This is a genomic window from Acidobacteriota bacterium, assembly GCA_016716905.1.
Classification (GTDB): domain Bacteria; phylum Acidobacteriota; class Vicinamibacteria; order Vicinamibacterales; family SCN-69-37; genus SYFT01.
In genome coordinates this window covers 1,608,679-1,630,911 of the sequence record JADJUS010000004.1, presented here as the reverse complement: position 1 = coordinate 1,630,911, position 22,233 = coordinate 1,608,679, and the positions used below count along the sequence as shown (strand labels likewise).

The following is a 22,233-nucleotide window of genomic DNA, read 5'->3' as shown; positions in this document are numbered from 1 at the left end:
TTATGAACAGCGTGCTTCTATCAGCGGTGGTGGTGCTTGGGGCGATGGTGCAGGCGCCGCCGGCGCCGGTGGTCGTGGTGGTCGAGACATCGCTCGGTGCCATCACGATTGAGGTCAACGTGGCGAAGGCGCCAGTGACGGCGGCGAACTTCCTGAAGTACGTCGACGAGGGGCTCTATGACGGCGGCAGATTTCATCGCACGGTGCGGCCCGACACAGAGACGAACAAGGAGCATCCCATTGAAGTGGTGCAGGGGGGCCGTGCGCCGCGGTCCGCCACTCCGGGGCATCCGCCGATCGCGCTTGAGCCCACCAGTGTCACGGGCCTGACCCATGTGGACGGGGCGGTCTCCATGGCACGCGCCGGCGCCAACACTGCGACGAGTGACTTTTTCATCTGCATCGGCGCCCAACCCCTGCTGGATTTCGGCGGCGCGCGCAACGCCGACGGCCAGGGATTCGCGGTGTTTGGCCGCGTCATCTCGGGGATGGATGTGGTGAAAAAAATCCAGGCCTCGCCGGTGCGTTCGGGGTCCCAGACGCTCGACCCTGTCGTGGTCATCGTCAAAGCTGGACGCCGGTAGGCTGCCGTGGTAGCGTAGTGATGCCAGCGGGGTGATACCCATGAAAGTCCGATCGATGAAACTGCCAAAGGAACTGGAGCAGGCCCTCAAGACCCGTGCCCGGGAGAAGGGTGTCTCCGACAGCTTCGTGATGCGCGAGGCGTTGGCTGAGTACCTGGTTCCCGGCAAGGGCGATTCTGCTCACGCCCCGAAGTCGTTTGCGGCGCTGACGACCGACCTGGCGGGATGCGTGGAAGGCCCGGCGGATCTCTCGACCAACCCGCGCCACATGGCGGGGTTTGGCCGCTGATGGATCGCGACGTCATCGTCGACACCGGTCCACTGGTCGCCTATCTGAACAAACGGGACACCTGGCACGACTGGGCCGTCGCCCGGCTTTCTGAGATCGAGCCGCCGCTTGAGACGTGTGAGGCCGTGCTGACGGAAGCCGCGTTCCTGCTGCGCGGTGACGCACGAGGACCGGATGCGTTGCTCGATTTGCTCGAGCGTGGGCATATCGTCTGCCGGTTCCAGATCGATCAGGAGGCGGAGCATCTGCGTCGCCTGATGAAGCGGTATGCGGATGTGCCGATGTCGCTGGCCGACGCCTGCCTGGTCCGCATTACCGAAGAGCGGCGTCAGGCGAAGGTGCTCACATTGGACAGCGACTTCCGGCGCTACCGCCGCCTTGGGCGGCAAGTGATTCCCCTGATTTCGCCGAAGTAGGGACGGCCAAGGCCAGAGTTGACGGCGCGGCGTCCTATCCCCATAATGCCGCATCAGGAAGCAATATGGCCTTCTTGAAGAAATCGCCCGACACGGCGCTCCTCGGAGAAGTGGAGATGCTGGTCCTGCTGGCCGTGTTGCGGTTGCGAGACGACGCCTATGCGGTGCCCATTCGAGACCTGGTGCTTCGCGAGGCCGGCGTCGAGTTGTCGCGCGGCACGATCTACGTCGCGCTTGAGCGACTCGAGCGCAAGAGCTACGTCACGTCATACTTTTCGGAGCCCGTCGCCGTGCGCGGCGGCAAAGCCCGTCGAATCTTCCAGCTGAAGCCTCCCGGCCTCGCGGCACTCAAGAACGCCAAAGGCGCGGTCGATCGCCTTGCCGATGGAACGGTTCTGGCGAAGGTCCGCCGCACCTGAACGCATAGGTCACCATGCTGCGGCTCCTGATCCCTCGTCCGTGGCGCGATGTGGTCCTCCGCGACCTTGAGGACGAGGCTCGCGCACGTGGCAAGGGCCGCATGTGGGTGGCCGCCCAGACGATCGGCGTCGGCCTTCGCCTCCAACCGGTAATCAATGGAGACACGTTCATGACTGACCTCCGGTACGTCCTCCGTTCATTGTGGCGAGCGAAGGGGTTCGCCATTGGAGCTGCGGCGGTGTTCTTCGTGGGCATCGGCATCAACCTCGCCACGTTCTCGGTGGTGGACCGGATCCTGTTCCGCTCATTGCCGTTTGCAGAGTCGGAACGCCTGGTCCTTCTTCGGGCGTGCAATCTCAAGACCGGAGCCTGCGGTGGTGGGTTTCCGAGTGCCGTTCTGAAAGAGGGCGGGGCTCTCAAGACGGTGGGGCCAATGGCGGTGGTGGGTTTCGCTGAGCCGTACCGCGTGAACGGTGCGAGTGACGAAGTGCCTCCGTTGTGGCTGCACCAGACATCGATGGGACTCTTGTCGATCCTCGGCGTTGCGCCGGTCGTGGGCCGTGACGTGACGGAAGAAGAGACCCGTCAGGACCGTCGCGTGGCGCTGCTGTCCTACGAGACATGGCAGTCGAAGTTTGGTGGGGCACAGGACGTGCTGACGAAAGAATTGCGGACGAGCACGGGCGTGGTACCCATCATCGGGGTGTTGCCGTGCGGGTTCGTGGCGCCATCGTGGGCCATGGCCAGTGCGGCGTGGGACGGCCTGGCGATGTTCTCCTCGCCGCAAACCGTCGCTCCTGTGGCGCGACTGGCGCCTGGCGCTACAACGGATCAGGCCACGGCGGAGATCGGTGCGCTGATCGCAGCGCTCGGGCCCCGCGTTCGAGGGCCGCGCGACCGTCCCGACACGCCGCTGCCGTTCGTTCGGGTGGAACCGCTTGAGGCGACCTTGTTCGAGCGAAGTGCCAGGCAGGCGTCGCTCATTGCCGTGGCGGCCGGCCTTGTGCTGCTGCTGGCGTGCGCCAATCTGGCAGGACTGATCCTGGCGCGTGGACGAGTGCGCGAACGCGACATGGCCTTGCGGACTGCCCTTGGGGCGTCGCGTGCGAGGATCATCAGCACGACGGTGATGGAAACCGGGTTGGTGTGCGCGCTTGGGGCGAGCGCGGCAGTCCTGGCATCGCTGTGGACCGCTGACGTGTTGCGGACGGTCCTGCCCCCATTGATGGCTCGCTATGCGGCCGCTGCTACAGACTCGCGGACGGTGGCAGTGACACTCGTGGCTTCGGTGCTGTGTTCACTCATCGCCGGCGGATGGGCGGGACTACGCGCGGCCCGCGTACGACCGACCGATGCGTTGCTCACCGCAAGTGGCAGCGGCGGGCGGCGCAAACTGGCCGGCGGGAGCACCCTGCTCGCTGTTGAAGCCGCGCTCGGGGTCGTGCTGGTCTTTGGCGCCGCTGGCACCCTGCGAAGTTTCGCGAATCTACTGGACGAAGGTGTGGGGCTCGATCCGCGTGGCCTGTATACAGTGAACGTTCAGGCAGCGCCGAGCGCGACGCCGGCGGCGCGGCCTTCTCCTCAGGACAGTCTCGCTCGCTACGAACAATCCCTCCTGGAGAGTGTCGGGCTGCCGGGCGTGATCGCCGTCGCGGGCGGGGACAGCATCGTCGGATCGGGCGCCACCGCGATGCGAGGCTTCTCGACCGACAGAAACATTCGCGGCGGCCGTTTCGAAGTGTCCGGCGGGTATTTCGCCGCGCTCCGCAGTCCGCTGCTCGCGGGCCGCGAGTTCACCCTGGATGAGGTCTCGACCCGCGCACCCGTCGCCCTGCTCAATCCGGCGGCGCTCTCGGAGGTCTGGCCAGACCTCTCAGCGGACCAGGCGATAGGTCGAACCATCACTCTTGCCGACGACGTGCCGCGAACCGTCGTGGGTATCGTGCCGGCGCTGCGCGATCTCTACGGTGAGGCGGTTCGGCCGGCCATGTTTGTGCCCCTTGGAACCCAACCCGCCTTCTACTCATCGTGGCTGGTCCGCATGGCAGACGACTCACCGGAAACCGCAGCGACGTACCGCCAGGCGCTGTCGAGCCGTACCGCAAGTCGCGTGCGGCTCACGCCGCTCGTCGAAGGGTTGGACAGAAGTCTGCGCGAGCCGAGGTTTCGCGCGATGTTGTTCACCGCGTTCGCCGTGTGTGGACTTCTCATCGCCGGCACGGGCATTCTGGCGTTGACACTCTTCAACGTCGCTCTGAGGCGACAGGAAATGGGCGTGCGTCTGACGCTCGGCGCCGCGCCAGGCGATTTGGTGCGCCTGGTGATCCGTGAGGCGTTGGTGCCGGTGGCGATTGGCACAGCCGTTGGCGTGGTCGCCACTTACTGGGCGGGGAAGGCCTTGCAGACCTTCCTTTATGAGACAGACGCGCGTGACCCCTGGACGCTGGCCCTCGTGGTGAGCGTGTTGCTTGCGACCGCCGTGATCGCGGCATGGATTCCAGCTCGCCGCGCGAGTCGCGTCGATCCCGCGGTCGTGCTGCGATCTCAGTAGCGATCTTCCGGTCCTGCCCCAAGTAGAATGGCAGGATGTCCACCGTTGCCGTGATCGGCGCCTCCCGTGACCGCCGGAAATTCGGCAACAAAGCGCTCCGTGCATTTCGCGAACAAGGCTTCACCGTTGTCCCGATTCACCCGACGGAGGCGGAAGTGGAAGGGGAGAAGGCCTACCCAAGCGTGCTCGACTATCCCGGCGCCATCGATGAAGCGACCGTCTACCTGCATGCCGAAGCCAGCCTGCCGGTGCTCGACGAGATCGCCCAGAAGGGGATCGCCGTGCTGTGGCTCAACCCGGGCGCCGATGAGCCCCACGTCATTGCCCGCGCCCACGCCCTGGGCCTCAAGCCCCGCGTGGCCTGCTCGATCCTGGCCATCGGCGATTCACCCATTAACTATTGAGAGTCCCCGGGACCCCAGGACCCCAGGACTTCGGGACCTCTGGACTCCGTGTTATACTGCCGCTGTTAGTCCTCGTTCGCTCCCCCAAACCAACCTAAACGGTTCCAGATTTTCTGAAGTTTTTCTGAGTTCGCACCACATGGCACACCATCCCAGACGTTCCGGACGTCGCTCCCCCGACCTTCCTGTTGCAGACCCCGCCCTCGAATACGCCGCCGAACAGGCGCGAGCCGAGGCCGAAGCCGCCAACAACCCTGATGCCGCGCCCATCCAGAAGGCGCCGATGCTCAACATCAATGACCTGAAGGACATGAGCATCCAGAAGCTCACCCAGGTGGCCAAAGACCTCAACGTCATTGGCGCCACAGGGATGCGCAAACAGGATCTGATCTTCCAGATTCTCAAGGCGCAGACCGAGCAGAGCGGGTTCCTGTTCTCGGAAGGTGTGCTCGAAGTGCTGCCGGACGGCTTCGGCTTCCTGCGCGCGCCCGACTACAACTACCTGCCGGGCCCAGACGACATCTACGTGTCACCGTCGCAAATCCGCAAGTTTGATCTGCAGACCGGCGATACGGTGTCGGGCCAGGTGCGGCCGCCCAAGGATGGCGAGCGCTACTTCGCGCTCATCAAAGTGGAAGCGGTCAACTTCGAGGCGCCCGACCAGGCGCGTAACAAGCTCTTCTTCGAGAACCTGACGCCGCTCTATCCGCAGGAGCGCCTCAAGCTCGAGACCACCTCCGACAACGTCTCCGCCCGCGTCATGGACCTCATGACGCCCATCGGCAAAGGCCAGCGCGGCCTCATCGTCGCGCCGCCCCGCACGGGTAAGACGATGCTGCTGCAGAACATCGCGCAGTCCATTACGACCAATCACCCTGAGGTGTATCTGATCGTGCTGCTCATCGATGAGCGGCCGGAAGAAGTGACCGACATGCAGCGGTCGGTGCGTGGCGAAGTCATTTCGTCCACGTTCGACGAGCCCGCGCAGCGTCACGTGCAGGTGGCCGAGATGGTCATCGAAAAAGCGAAGCGTCTCGTCGAGCACAAGAAAGACGTCGTCATTCTCCTCGACTCGATCACACGTCTCGCGCGCGCCTACAACACCGTGGCGCCGTCGTCTGGCAAAGTGCTCTCAGGCGGTCTTGATTCCAACGCGCTGCAGAAGCCGAAGCGGTTCTTCGGTGCGGCCCGCAACATCGAAGAGGGTGGTTCCATCACGATCATGGCGACCGCACTGGTGGATACGGGCTCGCGCATGGACGACGTGATTTTTGAAGAGTTCAAGGGCACGGGCAACATGGAAATCCACCTGGACCGCAAGCTGGTGGACAAGCGCGTGTTCCCGGCGATCGACATCATCAAGAGCGGCACCCGCAAGGAAGAGCTGCTGCACACCAAGGACGACCTCAACCGGATCTGGGTGCTGCGCAAGGTGCTCAACCCGCTGTCGCCGGTCGAGGCCATGGAACTGCTCATCGACAAACTCTTCAAGACCAAGTCGAACGCCGAGTTCCTGGCCGCGATGCAGAAGATGGGGTAGTGCGCGCGCCGTTTGCCTGCACCGCTGCTCTGGACTAGACTGCGCCCGGTGGCAGGCATGATCGAGACATGGCTTCGGCGGAGCAGGGTGGCCTGGACCGCAGTTGTGCTCTGGACCGCTGCGGCGCCGCCGCCTCAAAGCATCTGGACCCTCAAGGTCATCAGGAGACGGCCGTGACAGCCAGATGAATCGCAAAGTCACGTACGCCATCGTGCTGCTGCTGGTGCTGTCATGGTCAGTGGCGCTGTACTTCGTGTCTCCCGAAGTAATCGTCGCGCAAATGGGCGGCAACACGCTCCCGGCGGTGTTCATCGCGGGAGTGCTGGGCGGCACCTCGATTATTTTTCCGTTTCCGTACTACCTGGTGGTCGCGACGGCGGCTGCGGGTGGTGCCAATCCGTTTCTTGTCGGTCTCTGTGCAGGCCTGGGCGTCATTGTCGGCGACACCACGTCGTACATGGTGGGACACGCGGGGCGAGCGGTCCTTCCCGCGCGGGCGTCAGGGGCCATTGCGTTTGTGCGACGTCGGGTGTCTGACATCCACAGCGCCAAGTTTTACGCGTTCCTGTTTGTCTATGGAGCGGTGATGCCGCTGCCAAACGACATCGTCATGGTCCCCCTGGGGGCGGCCGGTGTACCGTATTGGCGCGTCATCCTGCCGTTTGGCGCAGGGAACATCGTGTTCAACATCGCTACGGCCTGGCTGACCGTGCGCGGAATTTCGCTCTGGTAGCCACGGGTAGCCGGGTCTTTAGACCCGGCGTCGCAGCGCCACGTGGCCGTCGGCGGCGTCGGCCACCACCGTGTCGCCTTCCTTGAAGTCGCCCTGAAGCACGCCCATCGCGAGCGGGTCCAGCACGCGGCGCTGCAATGTGCGCTTCAGGGGGCGCGCACCGTAGACGGGGTCGTAGCCTTCTTCCACCAGCAGGTCCCGGGCGGCGTCGGTCATCTCGAGCACAATCTTGCGTTCTTCAAGCCGCTTGAGCAACGACCGCAGCTGGATGTCGATCACCTTGCGGATGTCGGCTTTGCTGAGCGCGTCGAAGAACACGATCTCGTCGATGCGATTGAGGAACTCCGGACGGAAGTGTGCGCGCAGTGCTTCCTGGTCGCGCACGTTCGACGTCATGATCACGACGGTGTTCTTGAAGTCCACCGTGCGGCCCTTGCCATCCGTCAGCCGGCCGTCATCCAGCAACTGCAGCAGCACGTTGAACACTTCAGGGTGTCCCTTTTCAACTTCGTCGAAGAGCACCACGGCATAGGGCCGCCGCCGCACGGCCTCGGTGAGCTGGCCGGCTTCCTCGTATCCGACGTATCCCGGAGGCGCGCCAATCAGTCGCGAGACGGTGTGCTTCTCCTGGTACTCCGACATGTCAATCCGGATCATCGCCTGCTCATCGTCGAACAGGAATTCCGCCAGCGCGCGGCCGACCTCGGTTTTGCCGACGCCTGTCGGACCCAGGAAAAGGAAGCTGCCCAGAGGCCGATTCGGATCCTGCAGGCCCGCGCGGGCGCGGCGCATCGCGTTGGCGACGGCGACGATGGCGTTGTGCTGGCCGACCACACGCTGATGGAGGCGTTCCTCCATCTGGACGAGTTTCTGCACTTCGCCTTCCATCAGGCGTGTCACGGGAATGTGCGTCCATCGCGCCACCACCTCGGCGATGTCCTGTTCATCCACCTGCTCCTTGAGCATTTGTCCGGTGGCCGGTGTCGTCGCGCCCTGGTCATGTGCGAGGATCTCGCGCTCGAGCTCCGGGATGCGGCCGTACTGCAGCTCTGAGGCGCGCCCGTAGTCACCCGACCGCTGCGCCTGTTCCACCTCAAGGCGCAGGCGTTCGAGTTCCTCTTTCTTGCCGCGGACGCCCTGAATGGCGTCCTTTTCCTTCTGCCACTGCGCGGAGAGGCGAGTGCGCTCTTCTTTGAGGCCGCCCAGTTCCTTTTCGAGTTTCTCCAGGCGCTCGCGAGAGGGGGCGTCTGATTCCTTGCGCAGCGCCTCGCGTTCGATCTCCAGTTGCATCACCCGGCGCTCGATCTCATCGAGCTCTGCAGGCATGGAATCAATTTCCATTCGAAGGCGGGACGCGGCTTCGTCGATGAGGTCAATCGCCTTGTCGGGCAGGAAGCGGTCCGCGATGTAGCGATGCGAGAGCACTGCCGCGGCGACGAGGGCCGAGTCCTTGAACTGCACGCCGTGGTGAATTTCGTACCGCTCGCGCAGACCGCGCAGGATGCTGATCGTATCTTCCACCGACGGCTGGTCCACCATCACCGGCTGGAAACGCCGTTCGAGCGCCGCGTCTTTCTCGATGTACTTGCGATATTCGTCGAGGGTGGTGGCGCCAATCGTGTGGAGTTCGCCTCGCGCCAGCATGGGCTTGAGCATGTTCGACGCGTCGATCGACCCTTCAGCCGCGCCGGCTCCCACCACGGTGTGAAGCTCGTCGATGAACAGGATGATCTGTCCCTCCGAGTCGGTGATCTCCTTGAGCACCGCCTTGAGGCGTTCTTCGAACTCCCCGCGGAACTTGGCCCCGGCGACAAGGGAGCCCATGTCGAGTGCGAAGATGATGCGATCGCGCAGGCCCTCGGGGACGTCGCCGCGGACGATACGTTGCGCAAGGCCTTCGACGACCGCGGTTTTGCCGACTCCAGGTTCGCCGATCAGCACGGGATTGTTCTTCGTCCGGCGCGACAACACCTGGATGACCCGACGAATCTCTTCATCGCGGCCGATGACAGGGTCGAGCTTGCCCTTGCGGGCCGCTTCAGTCAGGTCGCGTCCGTACCGCTCAAGCGCCTGATACTTGCCTTCGGGATTCTGGTCGGTCACACGCTGCGAGCCTCGGATCTGGGTGAGGGCCTGCAGGACGGCGTCTTTCGAAATTGCCTGCTGCTGGAGGAACTTCGCTGACGCCGACCGGCCGCCTTCGCTGGCCAACGCCACAAAGAGGTGCTCGGTGCTCGTGTATTCGTCTTTGAGACGCTCGGCTTCCTGTTCGGCGGCTGACGTGATCGAGCGCAGGCGTGACGACAAGCCCGGCTGGGCGCCACCCTGGGCGCGGGGGAGTGCCTTGAGGAGGTCGTGCGCCCCGGCGCCGATCGCAGTCGCATCGAGCTGCATCTTTCCGAGGATCGCCGGAACAATACCGTCACGCTGGGTGACAAGTGCGGCCAGCAGATGTTCGGGCAGCACCTCGGGATTACCCGCACGCTCTGCAAGCTGCTGAGCGGCGAGTACTGATTCCTGTGCCTTTTCGGTGTATCGATTGAGGTTCATGATGTGCCTGCCAGCTTCTCGAGTGCTTGATAGTGTTCTTTGGCCTCGGCCGAGAGACTTGTGGGCATCTGAATATCCACAGCCACAAACAGGTCCCCGCGAACAGCCGGGTCTTTGACGTCGGGCATGCCGTGCCCGCGCAGCCGGAACGTCCGGCCCGCCGGCGTCAGCTCGGGCACCCGGAGCTTGATCGACGAACCCGCCAGCGTCGGCACTGTCACATCGCCGCCCAGCACCGCCGTGGTCACCGGCACCGCAAGCCGGGTATACAGATCCTGCCCACGCCGTTCAAACGTGGAATGAGGCAACTGCCGTACCACCAGATACAGATCCCCTGGCGGCATCTCGGTGCCACCGGGTTCACCCTCATTGCGGACTTTGACCCGCGACCCGTCCTTGACGCCCGCCGGAATTCTCACTTCCACCGTATGAGGCCGGCCTTTGCGCTCCACCTGAAGATGGCGGCTGGTGCCGCCGAATGTCTCTTCCAAAGTCAGGTCCAGCAACTGCTCGATGTCGCGCCCCCGTTGCGGGCGCGCCGGCCGGCGGCCGCGCGGACCGGCCTCGGCGCCGCCGAAGAACGTGGTGAAGAAGTCGGAGAAGGGCACACCTTCTCCGAACATGTCCGACATCTCATCGTGGGTGACCGTGCGTGATCGCCGGCGGGCATGCGGAGCGCCGTGTTGTTCACCGGCCTGATCGACATTGCGCCAGTTGGCGCCGAGTTCGTCGTACTTGCGGCGCGACTCGGCGTTGCCCAGCACCTCATTCGCTTCGTTGATGTCCTTGAACCGGGCTTCAGCGGCCTTGTTGCCCGGGTTGAGATCAGGGTGATGCTGCCGCGCGAGCTTGCGGTAGGCTTTTTTGATCTCTGCCTCGGACGCGGCCTTGGTAACGCCGAGGGTGGCGTAGTAGTCCTTGAACTCCACTGGCATCACCCCTTCACTCCCGATGTTACACTGGCAGGGCTCGTGCCGTTCGACGTTCAACTTGCCGACCTCGTCACCATCGGTCTGCTGGTCCTTCTTGAGGGCTTGCTCTCCGCCGATAACGCGCTGGTGCTCGCCATCCTCGTGCTGGGGTTGCCGCGCGACCAGCAGCGCAAGGCGTTGCGTTACGGCATCCTCGGCGCCTTCTTCTTTCGCATAGTCGCCATCATTTTCGCCGCGCAGATGATGGGCTTCGCGTGGGTGAAGCTCGTCGGCGGCGGGTACCTGATGTGGCTGTCGTACTCCCACTTCTTCAGGCACGAAGCGGGAAGTGAGCGGGGTGCGATCAAGCCGGCGAACGCCTGGATGGGCCTGTCGGTGTTCTGGACCACGGTGATCAAGGTCGAACTGACCGACATCGTGTTTGCCGTGGATTCAATTCTCGTCGCGGTCGCCATGTCGCCCAAGCTCTGGGTGATCATCACCGGTGGCGTACTCGGCATCATCGCGATGCGGCTGGTGATCGGCCAGTTGCTGACACTGGTGCAGCGCTATCCGGCGCTGGTGGACGGCGCGTTCGTGATCATTGCGTGGGTGGCCCTCAAGCTCTTCATTGAATACGCGGGCCAGGTCGGCTGGGTGGACTTCCACATTCCCAAGCAGCTGTCGCTCGGACTGATCGTGGTGATCTTCGCCGTGTCGTACCTGATCGCGCGCCGTCAGGGCCCGAAGGCCATCGACGAGGAAGCTACGCGCGTCATCGACGACGCGGAATAAGGCGAGCGGCTTACCGCTTGATGTCCTTCACAGACGGGTAACCGGGCAGGCCGGTGGCCTCGCGCACGGCCCTCAGAATGGCGTCGCTGACGGCTTCCGCTGCAAGGCTGCCGATACGGCTCACGTTGGATTCCTCGGCCAGCCCGCCTGTGGCCAGCACAAACAACGTGTCGCCATCGCCCGGTGTGTGCGCGGGAAAAATGGCGCGGGCCAGGCCGTCCTGCGCCATCATCGATACCCGCAGCGCCTGGGCCTTTGTCAACCGCGCGTTGGTGGCCACGACGCCAATCGTGGTGTTTTCCATCTCGCGCCCAACCACACTGCCCGCGCCGCGAATCAGGGCAAACGGATCTTCGAGCGTGAATCCATCCGCGGCCCTCACGCCCGCCACCGGGAGTCCCGTGCGGCGATCGATCACGGAGCCGGACGCATTCACGGCCACGATAGCGCCTACGATCAGCCCATTCGGGCCGCGCAGGGAAGCGGTACCGATGCCGCCCTTCATGGGCCGGTTGTTCATGAACTTCCCAACCGTGGCGCCCGCGCCCGCCCCACCGAAGCCTTCCGCCACGGCTCCCTCGCGTGCAGTCGAGGCCGCCTGGTAGCCGCAGTCGGGACCAGGACGAATGTCAGGGCGGCCGCCGACGGCGAGATCGAGCAGGATCGCTGCGGGAACAATCGGCACTACGGTGCCGCTCACCGGATACCCGATCTTCTGCTCGGCCAGGTACGTCATCACGCCGTCGGCCGTGGAGAGTCCGAAAGCGCTTCCGCCAGACAGGACAATGGCATGCACCACGGACACGCTGTTTTCGGGAGAAAGCAGATTCGTTTCGCGCGTCCCCGGCGCGCCGCCGCGCTGATCAACGGCGCCCACCGTGTTGGGCGGAGTGAGGATCACCGTGCATCCGGTGGGCCGTTCAGTGAGCGTGTGGTGACCGATGCGAATGCCCGGCACATCGGTGATGCGACCGGCCGGGCTCTGCGCAAGGGCAAGCGTGCTGAGGGCCAGGGAAATCACTGCTGCGGGAATGTGCCGGGACACGATAGCCCGATTATACTGGCGCCCAACTGTGACCTCCTCCCGTCTGGTGTCTCTCGATGTATTCCGTGGCGCGACGATGGCCGCGATGGTTGTGGTCAACAACCCCGGTGATTGGAGCCAGGTCTACGCACCGCTGTTGCATGCCGAGTGGCACGGCTGGACGCCGACCGATCTCATCTTTCCGTTTTTTGTCTTCATCGTCGGCGTGTCCGTGACGTTGTCGAAGCGGACACAGCAGCCGGTCACCGTGATCCTGAGGCGATCGGCTCTGATCTTCGGGTTCGGCCTACTGCTTGCGTTGTACCCGCGTTTCGATCTCAGCACCGTCAGGCTGATGGGCGTGCTCCAGCGGCTGGCGTTGTGTTATCTCGCGGCCGCGTTGTTCTACAAGGCGATGGGGGAGGCCGACGAAGAAGACAAGTGGCAAGCGGCTGTGGGTGTCACCGCCGTGCTGCTGCTGGCGTACTGGGCGGTCATGCAATTTATCCCGGCGCCCGGCGGGGTGGCCGGCGACCTGACTCCCGCCGGCAACCTCGGCGCGTGGATTGATCGCACCGTGATCGGCGAGGCGCATTTGTGGCGCCAGTCGAAGACATGGGATCCGGAAGGATTGCTCGGGACGATTCCGGCGGTGGCGTCGGCCCTGTCCGGTGTGGCCGCGGGCGTGATTCTCACCGGCCGCCGCACGGCGCCGCAGAAGGCGGCGTTCCTCGTCGCAGGCGGCGGCGCGGCGATCGTGATGGGGCTGGTCTGGGATCGGTCGTTCCCCATCAACAAGAGCCTCTGGACCAGTTCCTACGTGTTGTTCACGAGCGGCCTGGCGTCGATCGCGCTGGCGATGTGCTTCTGGCTGTTTGATGCGAGGGGCAGACAAGCGTTCCTGCGGCCGCTCGTGGTGCTTGGCACCAACGCGCTCGTCCTGTTCGTGGTGTCGGGCCTGCTCGTGAAGACGCTGTTGTTCTTCAAGGTCATGGGGCCTGACGGCGTCCTGATTTCAGTGAACCGCTGGCTCTACATCACGGGCTTTGAGCCCTTCGCATCGCCGAAGAACGCCTCGCTGCTCTTTGCGCTCGCCAACCTCGCGGTCCTCTACGTCCTGCTGGAAGTCTTGTATCGCCGCCGCTGGTTCCTGCGGGTCTGACGCTATGATGGTGTCTTCGTATGACACGCATCCTTGTAACCAACGACGACGGCCACCTTTCTCCCGGAATTCACGCACTTGCCGATGCCCTTCGCCCCCTCGGCGATGTGGTCATCGTCGCACCCCAAACCGAAGCCAGCGCCGTGGGGCACGCACTGACGTTGCGTCGTCCGCTTCGGGTGGAGCAGTTTGGTGAAGGGGTGTACGCGGTGGATGGGACGCCCACCGACTGTGTAAATATCGCCATCGACCAAATCCTCACGCACAAGCCGGACCTCATCGTGTCGGGGATCAACAAGGGGTTCAACATTGGCGACGACGTGACGTATTCGGGCACGGTGGCCGGGGCGCTGGAAGGGGCGTTGCTCGGGTTCCAGGCGATTGCAGTGTCGCAGCAGTTCACGCGTGAGGAATGGGATTTCACGGCCGCGGCGTCGTTTGCCGCCCAACTGGCCGAGGCGCTGCTCAGGCAGCCGATGCCGGGCCGTACGTTCCTGAACGTCAACGTGCCGATGGGGGAGATCAAGGGCATCCGGTCCACGGTGCAGGCCCGGCGCAATCACATCACGAAGGTGGCACGGCGCCTGGACCCCCGGCAGCGCCCGTATTTCTGGATCGAAGAGGCGTCCGACGACTGGGATTTGGACGAGGCCTCCGACCACCACGCGGTCAACCATGGCTACATTTCCGTGACCCCGCTGCAGCCTGATTTGACCGACCATACGGCCATTGAACTGGTGAAGGCGCTCATTTAGGAGTAAGATAGTCGGGTTGTCGGGGCGTGGCTCAGCCTGGTAGAGCACTCGGTTCGGGACCGAGGGGTCGGAGGTTCGAATCCTCTCGCCCCGACCAACTTTCGCTCACTTTCCCAACCACCACAAATACCAGGCCGCGAGGAACACGGCAATGCCCAGTCCCTGGAGCGCTGCCCGCCGGTTCATCTGCAACGCGTGACGTAGCGACGGAACCCACTGGGCGGGATTCAACAGTACCGACTGTCGCAGGTTCCCATTGAGTCGTCGGCCACGCTCGAGGATTCGGTCAACGTCCGTGACGATGCCGTCTTCCGCGCCACACTCGATGGAGGGCGGGAATCCGGGGGTACTGGCCAGCTGGCGCATCGACTCGCGCTGCGTGTCTACGCAGCCTGCGACATACGCGCAGTGAAAAAGGGTCTGCAGGTCGGACGCCAGGGGCTTCCCACTTCGAATGCGAGCCAGGGCATCCTGCAGTTCCGCCACCGACTCGTGTACGTCCGTCGCAGGTGCCTCAAGCGTCATGCTGCCCGAAATGCTAGCTCCTGGCTCTCGCACTGGCAAGGCTCCAGGAGGATCGGGTTCCGCGACGTCCACGTGCACAATGGGACAGCCACTGCCCCCCATGCCGCTCTAGCATGAGTGGACGAGTGAATCGGGCGACAGGGGGCAGAAGGCACATGTTGCGCAAGATCAGCGAGCTCCGCGGTTACGCGATCCAAGCCGTTGATGGCATGGTGGGCAAGGCCTCCGATTTCTACTTCGACGACGAGCACTGGACAATTCGATACCTCGTGATCGATACCGGCACATGGCTCTCGGACCGGAAAGTACTCATCTCGCCGGCCGCCGTCGGGCCTCCCACTTGGGCCGGCGATATGCTGCCGCTCTCGCTCTCGAAAGCAGAAGTCCAGAACAGTCCGGATATCGATACAAGGAAGCCCGTGTCACGCCAGCAGGAGGCCGTCTACTTCGGCACGGGCGCACATCCCCGTTACCGGGGCGGCGATGGGCTGTGGGGTATGGGTGCGTATCCGGGTCTTTTGACAACCGAGCAGCGGTTCGATGCGGTCATGAGGGACGGCCGGCAGTACGCGGGTCGGCGAACGTCCGACGACATTCATCTGCGCAGTTGCGGCTCCGTCACCGGACATCGCATCCACGCGACCGATGGCGATCTCGGCCACGTCGAGGACTTCCTCATCGACGAGCGCACGTGGGCGATCCACTACCTGATTGTGGCCACCGGTAATTGGTGGGGAAGCCGGCAGGTGCTCATTCCGCCCACCTGGGTCGAACGAGTGAATTGGTCTGATGCGACGGTGTCAGTGGGGTTGACCCGACAGGCCGTCATGGCCGCTCCACCCTACGACTCCACCCTGCACGGGGATCGCGCGGCGTCTTTCTGATCCGATCCGTTTGCGGATGACGCGGCTACCCGGAAGGTGCATACTGGCGCCTGTCTGGAGGGTGCCTCGTGGTCGTACTCGTCGTGCTCGGGTTGGTGGGGCTGACTGTCTGGATGACCAGACTGGCCGCCCGTCTCAACGTCCTCGAACTCCAGATCAAGCAAGTTGAAAAAAACAGTCGCGCTGACTTTGCCGAGGGCTCGGCCGTCCGCGCTCTGACCGCGCGGGTTGCGCAGCTGGAAGCGCGCTTGAGGCCGGATGCGCCGGCGACCGCAGCGCCCGCAGTCGACACCGCGGTGCCCCTCGCCGCGCCAGTTGTCAGTGCACCCACTCAGCCGCCGGTGAGTGCGCAGCCTGCCCCGGCGGTGGAGCCGGCAGTCCCGCTGTTGCCGGCGGCCCTGGGAACCAGGCCGCCCTACGAGGCCCCGTCTTCGCCGCTTCCGGCAGCGCCGCCAACAGACGACGCGTGGGAGATGACGGTCGGTGGGAACTGGCTGAACAAAGTGGGCGTGCTCGTCTTTGTGATCGGCCTGGCGCTCCTGGTCGGGTACTCGATGACGCATGTGGGGCCGGCCGGACGTATCGCGATCGGCTTCATCGTGAGCCTGACCCTATTGACGGGCGGAGTCGTGATGGAGCGGCGGGCCGACTATCGCAACTACGCCTATGGGCTCATTGCCGGTGGATGGGCCGGTGTGTATTTCACGACCTACGCCATGCGCGCGGTCGAAGCCGCTCGTGTGCTTGACAGTGACGCTGTCGCGCTCACCTTGTTGCTGGTGGTGGCCGCGGGCATGGTGTGGCATTCGCTGCGATACCAATCGCAGCAGGTCACCGCGCTTGCGTACGTTGTGGCGTTCACGACATTGGCGCTGACGCCGCTCCGAGGCTTTGCTCTGGTGGCGTCGGTGCCCCTCGCGCTGTCGGTGATCGTGGTGGCGCAGCGGTTCGTGTGGCCCGGAGTGCAAGTTCTGGGAATCGTGTGCACATACGGGCTGTATGTACTGCGCAGCCGGGCCTTCGGCTTTGGCGAACTGGACGTCATGACGTTCACGCCGTACGCGGCGCTCGCGGTGTACTGGCTGGTGTTTGAAGCCGCCGATCTGCTTGCGCTCAGCAGGCGTGCGAAGGATGGACCGCCGCCTGCGCCGATCTTCCTGCTCAACGCGGCTGGACTGGTAGGGGGAGGGCTGCTGCAACTCCCCATGGATAGTCCCATGCCGCTCTCAACATTCCTGGCGGTGAGCGGTGTCGCGTATCTCGCCAGTGCGATCGTGCGCGCGCGCCTGGCGGGGCCGGCTGCGGCGGGAGACGACGCGCTCGACACCGCCGTGCGCGGTTCGTACCAGGGCGCGTCGGCGTTGTCGGCGCTCTTCGTCGCCTGGGCCATTGAGCTGCGGTTCACCGGATCGCAGACGACGTTGGCTCTCCTGATGCAGGCTGAGCTGCTGTTCCTGTCGGGGATCATCCTGCGCGACTGGCTGATACGTGGCCTGGGATCCGCTGTGGCGATTCTCGCCACCATTCATGCGATTGATGCCATTGGCCGGGTGGGCTTCACTGACGCGGCGCCGGCATGGCCCACGCAGGCGGCTGCCGGTGTGGCTGTGCTGACCGCCGTGTTGTGGTACGCGAATCGGGAAGGGCTGCGTGCGCGCGGCATCCGGATGCTCTGGCATGAGTGGGCCTACACGCCCGCGGCGACGTATCTTGTGGTGCTTGTCGCGCGCGCAAAGATCGCCGATGGATACTCGGCGCTCGCCGTCCTGGCGTTTGCATGGTTGTTGCTGGAGGCCGGTCTGCGCCGCGGCCGCGAGTACCGCTATCAGTCGTACCTTGTTGGTGGCGCCAGCGCACTGGTGCTGCTGGGCTGGTTCACCGGCCAGGCATTTTTTGATACCACGCCGACCACTCGGGAGGCCTGGTGGATTCTCGGGGCCGGCTGCCGTGCTGGCGCATGCCGGGCGTGGCGCATGGCGCCAGGGCGAGATGCGTCCGTGCCGTTTCGCCGCGAACGCGTCATTGCCGCCGCCGCGGCGGGCGCGTTCGGCTCCGCGTTTGTGGTGGTGCTTGAGTGGGTCGTGATCGATCCGGAGTATCTGGGCGCCGCGTGGGCCGCCACCGCCGTGGTACTCGGCGCGCTGGGGTTGTGGCGCCGGGTCAGTGGCCTGCGGTGGCAGGCGTACCCGTTGCTCATGATGGCCCTGCTGTGGGTGATTGGCCCGGTCCTCAATACGGAAAGCGCCACGCGGACCCAACTGGCGTCCGCCCTGGGCGTCATCCTGGTGCTGTATGCCGTGAGCCTCGTCGTGCGGCGGGCCATCGCTCAGGCGACGAAGGCGGTTGCCGATGTGGAAGATGCGGTGCGCATCGCGCTGTCGGTCATCGCCACGGTCGCGCTGGTGGCGCTTGTCTACAACGAAGTGCGTCCGACGCTCATCACCCTGACGTGGGGATTGCAGGCGGCCACGCTGCTCGTGGTCGGATTCCCCGCTCGCGAGCGACTGATGCGCCTCTCTGGGCTCGCGGTGCTGCTCGCCTGCATCGCCCGGTTGTTCCTCTTCGATCTGCCGCAACTCGAGGAACTGGCGCGCATCATTTCGTTCGTGGCGCTGGGTGCGGTACTGCTGGCGGTCTCGTGGATCTACACGCGGTATCGCGCCCGGATCCAGAAGTTCCTGTAAGCGCCCGCTAGCGGATCGGCCGCAGGCCCACTTCGCCGCGCTCGAGGTCGATGCGCACGAGGTAGTGCCTGAGGAATTCGTGCCCGATGATGCCGCCCATTTCGTAGCCGAGCAGGGCACTGGGCGCATCAAGGTTCAACACCGCGACGGATCGCTGGGAGGTTCCCACGCCGGGCGCGAGTTCAAGATCCACAAACGGCAGCAGGAACGCGCCGCGATCCCATCCTGACGTGCCGAACACCCGCACCGGCACCAGACGCGTGTCGGGGGCCAAGGGCAGCCGGCTGGCCACCTTCCGGCTGACGGAGACCGCGGTGCCACCGGTGTCCAGAATGAAACTGGCCGGCGTGTTGCGGTTCAGGGTGCCGCGCACCGTCGCGAGGCGCTGCATCCGCAGGGGCAGGCGCGTCGGGAAGTCGGCCTCGGCAAAACGCCGCGACATGGTCAGCACGCCGCGCTCGTAGTCAATCTCCATGGAGAAGCCCAGGGCGAGCGGCGAAAATCCGGCGCCCTCCTGCCGCGGAATCTCGGTCAGTGTGGGGCTCTTGATGAGGCCGGGGATGTTGCGGATGCGAAAGTCGCCGATGAGGAATTCATCGATCCGCGCGACCTGCAGCACGCGGAAACCCACACCGAAGCTGCCGACGCCGGCCGTCTGCAGCGTGAGGGTTGGCCGAACGCCGGCGCGCGCGGCGATGGCCGGCGTGAGCGTGGTCTGGTCGGTACCGGTGTCGAGCGCAAACTCCACCGGCGTGTTCCCGTTGACGCGGCCGCTGACGAGGAGCCGGTTGTCCACCACCCGGAACGGAATGGTGTAGCTCTCACGCCGGCTGATGACCTCGTACGGCACCCGGTCGTCAAAGCTGCGGAGGAATGCCGACTGGGCGGCAGCCCACTTCGCCATCTCGCTTTCGTCGCGTGACGGAATCAGATCGAGATACCGATCGAGCGCATCGGCCGCCGGCCGGAACTGACGGGTCTCTTCCAGAATCGCGGCCAGGGTGTAGTGAAACGCCGGCTCTTTTGGAGAAGAGCTGATGGCCCGGCGCACATCGGCGAGCGCCGAATCAAACCGGCGGCGGGAGGCATGGGAGCGCCCACGGCCGTGCAACGCGGTGGGGTCGCCGGCATCCACGGCCAGCGCGGCTTCATAACGGTTTTCGGCCTCATCAAACAGGCCCGACGCCCACAGCGAGTCGCCGTGCAGGGCCAGAGCCGGCGCCAGGTTGCCGTCACGCTCGGCGACGGCGGCGCCTTCTTTGGCCGCCTCGGCAAACAGACTCAACCTGAGCAGGGCCCGCACCATGCCGGTGCCGGCCTTGACCCTCGTCAGGGCTTCGTCGCTTTGGCGCACCGCGCGGTACGCCACATAGGCTTCTTCATACTGGAGGCGCGACATCAGGGTGTCGGCCTTGGCGAGCTGGGTTTCCTGGGAAACCGGTTCCTGGGCTGACACCGTCAGCGTCAGGAGGATCATCGCGAGCGAACCTCGCGCCAAGCCTCTCATGGCGTGAAACATGATGGCCCGGAGCCTATCACGTAGGCCGGCCCCGTGGCTGCTGCCCATTGCTCGGCCGCGGCCGACCGGTTACATTGAATGGACATGCCGTGGGTGATCCTGTTTCTGGCCGGGCTGCTTGAGGTGGCCTGGGCAGTCGGGTTGAAGTACACGGAAGGATTTTCACGGCCTGTACCGTCGCTCCTGACAGGACTCGCGCTTGTGGCCAGCGTCTGGCTGCTGGCGCTGTCTGTCCGGACCCTTCCCATCGGCACCGCCTACGCGGTGTGGACGGGGATCGGGGCCGTGGGCACGGTGATCGTCGGCATCCTGAAGTTCGGGGAGTCGGCCTCGGTGTTTAGAATTACGTGTGTGGGACTGATCGTCATCGGGCTGATCGGTTTGAAGTTCGCTCCAGGCAGCCGCTGACGGCGCCCGGACTAAGGCAGAGGAGATCGCTTGGCAAATCATCCCAAAGTCAGCGCGCAGAAACGCGCACGGGAACGGGCTCGACAGGAACGGCAGAAGGAAAAGACGGCGCGCCGCGGGGAGGCCAAAGACCGCAAGACCACGGCGCCTCGGAGCGGAGGCGGCGGTGACCCCGACATCGAAGGCATCGTCCCGGGCCCCCAGGCATCCCCGTGGGGTGATGACGCGCCGTGGGGTGAGGAAACACCCGAAGCGGAAGACGAGCCGGTCTCCTAGAAGATCCGCAGTCCCACTGACAGCCATCGGCCAGGCATCGGCACGCCGGCCACTTCGTGAAACGACCGGTCCAGCAGGTTACTGCCTTCGATGAAGGCATCGAACTTGCCTATGGTGCGGCTGAGCCGTGCGCCGATCAGCCAGTACTGCTGCCCATCCACACGATCCCGGTAGTCCGCGTTGAGCGCGGCGCGCACACCGGCGCCGACCGGCGTGGCCGCTGAGAGACCGGCTGAGTGCCGGGCGTACTCGAGGACGTACTTGGACAACAACGCAAGTTGCGGCGCGTCAACGCGTAACCCGGAGTAGTGCACGCGCAGCAGCGTGGCGCCGACGTGGCGCGTGGCGCCCAGTTCAACGCCAGACGTGGTGACGTCGCGCACGTTTGTGGTGCGCCACCGGTCGGTGGACACGCTGCGAACCCAGTCAATGACGTCCTGATCCCACCGGATGAATGGCGAGGCAGAAAAGGTCCAGCCGCGTGTCATGAGGTCGATGCCGCCATCAAGCGCCGAACCGCGCTCGGGCAGGAGCGTGTCGCTCGCCTGATGGGCCGGGTCGGTGTAAAAGCGTTCGGTGAACGTCGGAATGCGGAAGCCCCGCGCCGCCGATGCCCGCACGCGCATGGACGGCGTCAGCCACGCGGCCACCGACACGGATGGACTCCACGCATGGCCAAAGGTCGAGTACTCGTCGAAGCGCACGCCAACCTGCGTCGAGACTCGCGGTCCAGCCGTCCATTGCGCTTCAGCGTATCCATGTCCGCGCGCGTATGTGCGATCACCAAGGTTGGACGACGCGATCCAGTCTCCACCGGCGCCGCCCCCAGCGGTGACGAGCAGCCGTGCACCTACCCGTCGGGCCACTTGCACGGATGCATCCAGCGCGTTTGTACGATGGCGGTTCTCGGCAAATCCCGGCCGGGCGATATCCCAGCGGAAGTGGTCGCCGTGATTGCGCCCGGCGACGCGGGCCGACGACGTCCAGGTGTCGCCACTCCGGGCCCATCGTGCCGACACGAGGGTCTGGTCGGTCCATTCCTTCGACGGGGAGTTGCCGTAAAAGCCATTGGCCCCAAACGCCCGGCGCTGATGCCGCAGGTCAAGCGTCAGCGCCCGGCCGACGAGGCCGCGCACGCTGCCGCCGCCCAATGCAAAATCACGATCGAACATGAAGCCGTCACTTCGGCCTCCCCAGCCGGACAGTGTCCATCCGTTGGGCATGAAACCACCCGAGGCTGACGCCTGGGCGGTGACCAGTCCGTGCTGGCCGGCGGTGACAAGCCCTGTGGTGTGCGGGTCGGTACGCGTGACGACGTGAAGCGTGCCTCCCAGCGCGTCTGCGCCATGCACCGCCGAGGCGGGGCCAAAGACCACCTCGATTCGATCGATGCCGAGCAGGGGGGCCGGGATCTCGCCGTTGTGGTGGCCGCTCTGGCTGTCATTCAGCCGGACGCCGTCGATCAGGACCAGCGACTGTCCGAACGTGGCGCCCCGCAGGCTGAAGTCGGTCTGCACGTCCTGGCCACCGCGCGCCTTGGGATCGACGCCCGCCACCAACCGGAGGCTGTCGATGATTGACGTCATGCCGAGCCGCTCCAGGTCAGCCCGCGTAAGTACGGTCACCGTGCGCCCCACGCCCGCGGTGGGCGCCGGCGACGCGGTGGCGGTGACCACCACCTCGGCGGTCACGCGCGGCAGCGGGGGAGCCTGGGTGGGCGCCTCGGCGGGGCAGGTCAGCCCAAGGAGAAACGATAGAAGCATGGCCATTTGTTGTATCACCCATCACGCAGGCCGCCGCGGC

At 65.0% G+C, this 22,233-nt stretch carries 21 protein-coding genes and 1 tRNA gene; 16 read left to right on the top strand and 6 right to left on the bottom strand.

Translation table 11 applies throughout. The features are described from left to right. Window positions 1–2: 2 nt before the first annotated feature. The 8 genes from IPL75_11245 (at window position 3) to IPL75_11210 (ending at window position 6,937) form a co-directional block, all read left to right on the top strand. Window positions 3–584 carry a peptidylprolyl isomerase gene (locus tag IPL75_11245; protein ID MBK9240812.1) on the top strand — a complete coding sequence of 194 codons (582 nt, stop codon included), beginning with the start codon at window positions 3–5 and terminating at the stop codon, window positions 582–584. A gap of 55 nt (window positions 585–639) precedes the next feature. Beyond that, window positions 640–873: a hypothetical protein gene (locus IPL75_11240; GenBank protein MBK9240811.1), complete on the top strand. Its 234-nt coding sequence runs from the start codon at window positions 640–642 to the stop codon at window positions 871–873. Further along, window positions 873–1,289 carry a PIN domain-containing protein gene (locus IPL75_11235; protein MBK9240810.1) on the top strand — a complete coding sequence of 139 codons (417 nt, stop codon included), beginning with the start codon at window positions 873–875 and terminating at the stop codon, window positions 1,287–1,289. The genes IPL75_11240 and IPL75_11235 overlap by 1 nt, the downstream gene beginning before the upstream one ends. Before the next feature lie 74 nt (window positions 1,290–1,363). Next, the gene (locus IPL75_11230; GenBank protein MBK9240809.1) at window positions 1,364–1,708 is read left to right on the top strand and encodes a helix-turn-helix transcriptional regulator; all 345 of its coding nucleotides are present in this window, start codon (window positions 1,364–1,366) and stop codon (window positions 1,706–1,708) included. Between the two features lie 14 nt (window positions 1,709–1,722). Further along, window positions 1,723–4,260 (top strand): ABC transporter permease, encoded by a 2,538-nt coding sequence (locus IPL75_11225; GenBank protein ID MBK9240808.1) that lies wholly within the window; start codon window positions 1,723–1,725, stop codon window positions 4,258–4,260. A 35-nt stretch (window positions 4,261–4,295) separates the two neighbouring features. After that, window positions 4,296–4,664, top strand: a complete 369-nt coding sequence (locus IPL75_11220; GenBank protein MBK9240807.1) for a CoA-binding protein — start codon at window positions 4,296–4,298, stop codon at window positions 4,662–4,664. Between the two features lie 139 nt (window positions 4,665–4,803). Next, the gene (gene rho / locus IPL75_11215; GenBank protein ID MBK9240806.1) at window positions 4,804–6,204 is read left to right on the top strand and encodes a transcription termination factor Rho; all 1,401 of its coding nucleotides are present in this window, start codon (window positions 4,804–4,806) and stop codon (window positions 6,202–6,204) included. Window positions 6,205–6,388: 184 nt separating this feature from the next. Beyond that, on the top strand, window positions 6,389–6,937 hold the full coding sequence (locus tag IPL75_11210; GenBank protein ID MBK9240805.1) for a hypothetical protein: 549 nt from the start codon (window positions 6,389–6,391) through the stop codon (window positions 6,935–6,937). A gap of 18 nt (window positions 6,938–6,955) precedes the next feature. On the opposite strand, the gene clpB is transcribed toward IPL75_11210, so the two are convergent. Together clpB and IPL75_11200 are read right to left on the bottom strand one after the other, a co-directional pair. Then, window positions 6,956–9,487 carry an ATP-dependent chaperone ClpB gene (gene clpB / locus IPL75_11205; GenBank protein ID MBK9240804.1) on the bottom strand — a complete coding sequence of 844 codons (2,532 nt, stop codon included), beginning with the start codon at window positions 9,485–9,487 and terminating at the stop codon, window positions 6,956–6,958. Beyond that, a complete protein-coding gene (locus tag IPL75_11200; GenBank protein MBK9240803.1) occupies window positions 9,484–10,416 on the bottom strand; it encodes a J domain-containing protein in 933 nt (310 codons plus the stop codon). Before IPL75_11200 ends, clpB begins: the two co-directional genes overlap by 4 nt. A gap of 42 nt (window positions 10,417–10,458) precedes the next feature. On the opposite strand from IPL75_11200, the gene IPL75_11195 reads away from it, so the two are divergent. Then, window positions 10,459–11,193, top strand: a complete 735-nt coding sequence (locus IPL75_11195; protein ID MBK9240802.1) for a hypothetical protein — start codon at window positions 10,459–10,461, stop codon at window positions 11,191–11,193. Window positions 11,194–11,203: 10 nt separating this feature from the next. Here IPL75_11195 and IPL75_11190 read toward each other — a convergent pair whose 3' ends face one another. After that, on the bottom strand, window positions 11,204–12,205 hold the full coding sequence (locus IPL75_11190) for a P1 family peptidase (protein ID MBK9240801.1): 1,002 nt from the start codon (window positions 12,203–12,205) through the stop codon (window positions 11,204–11,206). 61 nt (window positions 12,206–12,266) lie between these two features. Between IPL75_11190 and IPL75_11185 the strand changes: the two genes are divergently transcribed. The 3 genes from IPL75_11185 (at window position 12,267) to IPL75_11175 (ending at window position 14,231) form a co-directional block, all read left to right on the top strand. Beyond that, the gene (locus IPL75_11185) at window positions 12,267–13,379 is read left to right on the top strand and encodes a DUF1624 domain-containing protein (GenBank protein ID MBK9240800.1); all 1,113 of its coding nucleotides are present in this window, start codon (window positions 12,267–12,269) and stop codon (window positions 13,377–13,379) included. 20 nt (window positions 13,380–13,399) lie between these two features. After that, complete coding sequence (surE, locus tag IPL75_11180; GenBank protein ID MBK9240799.1) at window positions 13,400–14,134, top strand: 5'/3'-nucleotidase SurE; 735 nt, start codon at window positions 13,400–13,402, stop codon at window positions 14,132–14,134. A 20-nt stretch (window positions 14,135–14,154) separates the two neighbouring features. Beyond that, a tRNA-Pro gene (locus IPL75_11175) sits at window positions 14,155–14,231 on the top strand. A gap of 8 nt (window positions 14,232–14,239) precedes the next feature. On the opposite strand, the gene IPL75_11170 is transcribed toward IPL75_11175, so the two are convergent. Continuing rightward, window positions 14,240–14,659: a hypothetical protein gene (locus tag IPL75_11170; GenBank protein ID MBK9240798.1), complete on the bottom strand. Its 420-nt coding sequence runs from the start codon at window positions 14,657–14,659 to the stop codon at window positions 14,240–14,242. A gap of 155 nt (window positions 14,660–14,814) precedes the next feature. Here IPL75_11170 and IPL75_11165 point away from each other — a divergent pair, with 155 nt between their 5' ends. Together IPL75_11165 and IPL75_11160 are read left to right on the top strand one after the other, a co-directional pair. Beyond that, window positions 14,815–15,543, top strand: coding sequence for a PRC-barrel domain-containing protein (locus IPL75_11165; GenBank protein ID MBK9240797.1), 729 nt, complete (start codon window positions 14,815–14,817; stop codon window positions 15,541–15,543). Window positions 15,544–15,611: 68 nt separating this feature from the next. Further along, window positions 15,612–18,227: a DUF2339 domain-containing protein gene (locus IPL75_11160; GenBank protein MBK9240796.1), complete on the top strand. Its 2,616-nt coding sequence runs from the start codon at window positions 15,612–15,614 to the stop codon at window positions 18,225–18,227. Window positions 18,228–18,234: 7 nt separating this feature from the next. Here IPL75_11160 and IPL75_11155 read toward each other — a convergent pair whose 3' ends face one another. Then, the gene (locus tag IPL75_11155; protein ID MBK9240795.1) at window positions 18,235–19,746 is read right to left on the bottom strand and encodes an aspartyl protease family protein; all 1,512 of its coding nucleotides are present in this window, start codon (window positions 19,744–19,746) and stop codon (window positions 18,235–18,237) included. An 84-nt stretch (window positions 19,747–19,830) separates the two neighbouring features. Here IPL75_11155 and sugE point away from each other — a divergent pair, with 84 nt between their 5' ends. Both sugE and IPL75_11145 read left to right on the top strand, forming a co-directional pair. Further along, window positions 19,831–20,154: a quaternary ammonium compound efflux SMR transporter SugE gene (sugE, locus tag IPL75_11150; GenBank protein ID MBK9240794.1), complete on the top strand. Its 324-nt coding sequence runs from the start codon at window positions 19,831–19,833 to the stop codon at window positions 20,152–20,154. Between the two features lie 30 nt (window positions 20,155–20,184). Next, the gene (locus tag IPL75_11145) at window positions 20,185–20,430 is read left to right on the top strand and encodes a hypothetical protein (protein MBK9240793.1); all 246 of its coding nucleotides are present in this window, start codon (window positions 20,185–20,187) and stop codon (window positions 20,428–20,430) included. On the opposite strand, the gene IPL75_11140 is transcribed toward IPL75_11145, so the two are convergent. After that, window positions 20,427–22,199: a TonB-dependent receptor gene (locus tag IPL75_11140; protein MBK9240792.1), complete on the bottom strand. Its 1,773-nt coding sequence runs from the start codon at window positions 22,197–22,199 to the stop codon at window positions 20,427–20,429. The genes IPL75_11145 and IPL75_11140 overlap by 4 nt on opposite strands. Window positions 22,200–22,233 lie beyond the last annotated feature (34 nt).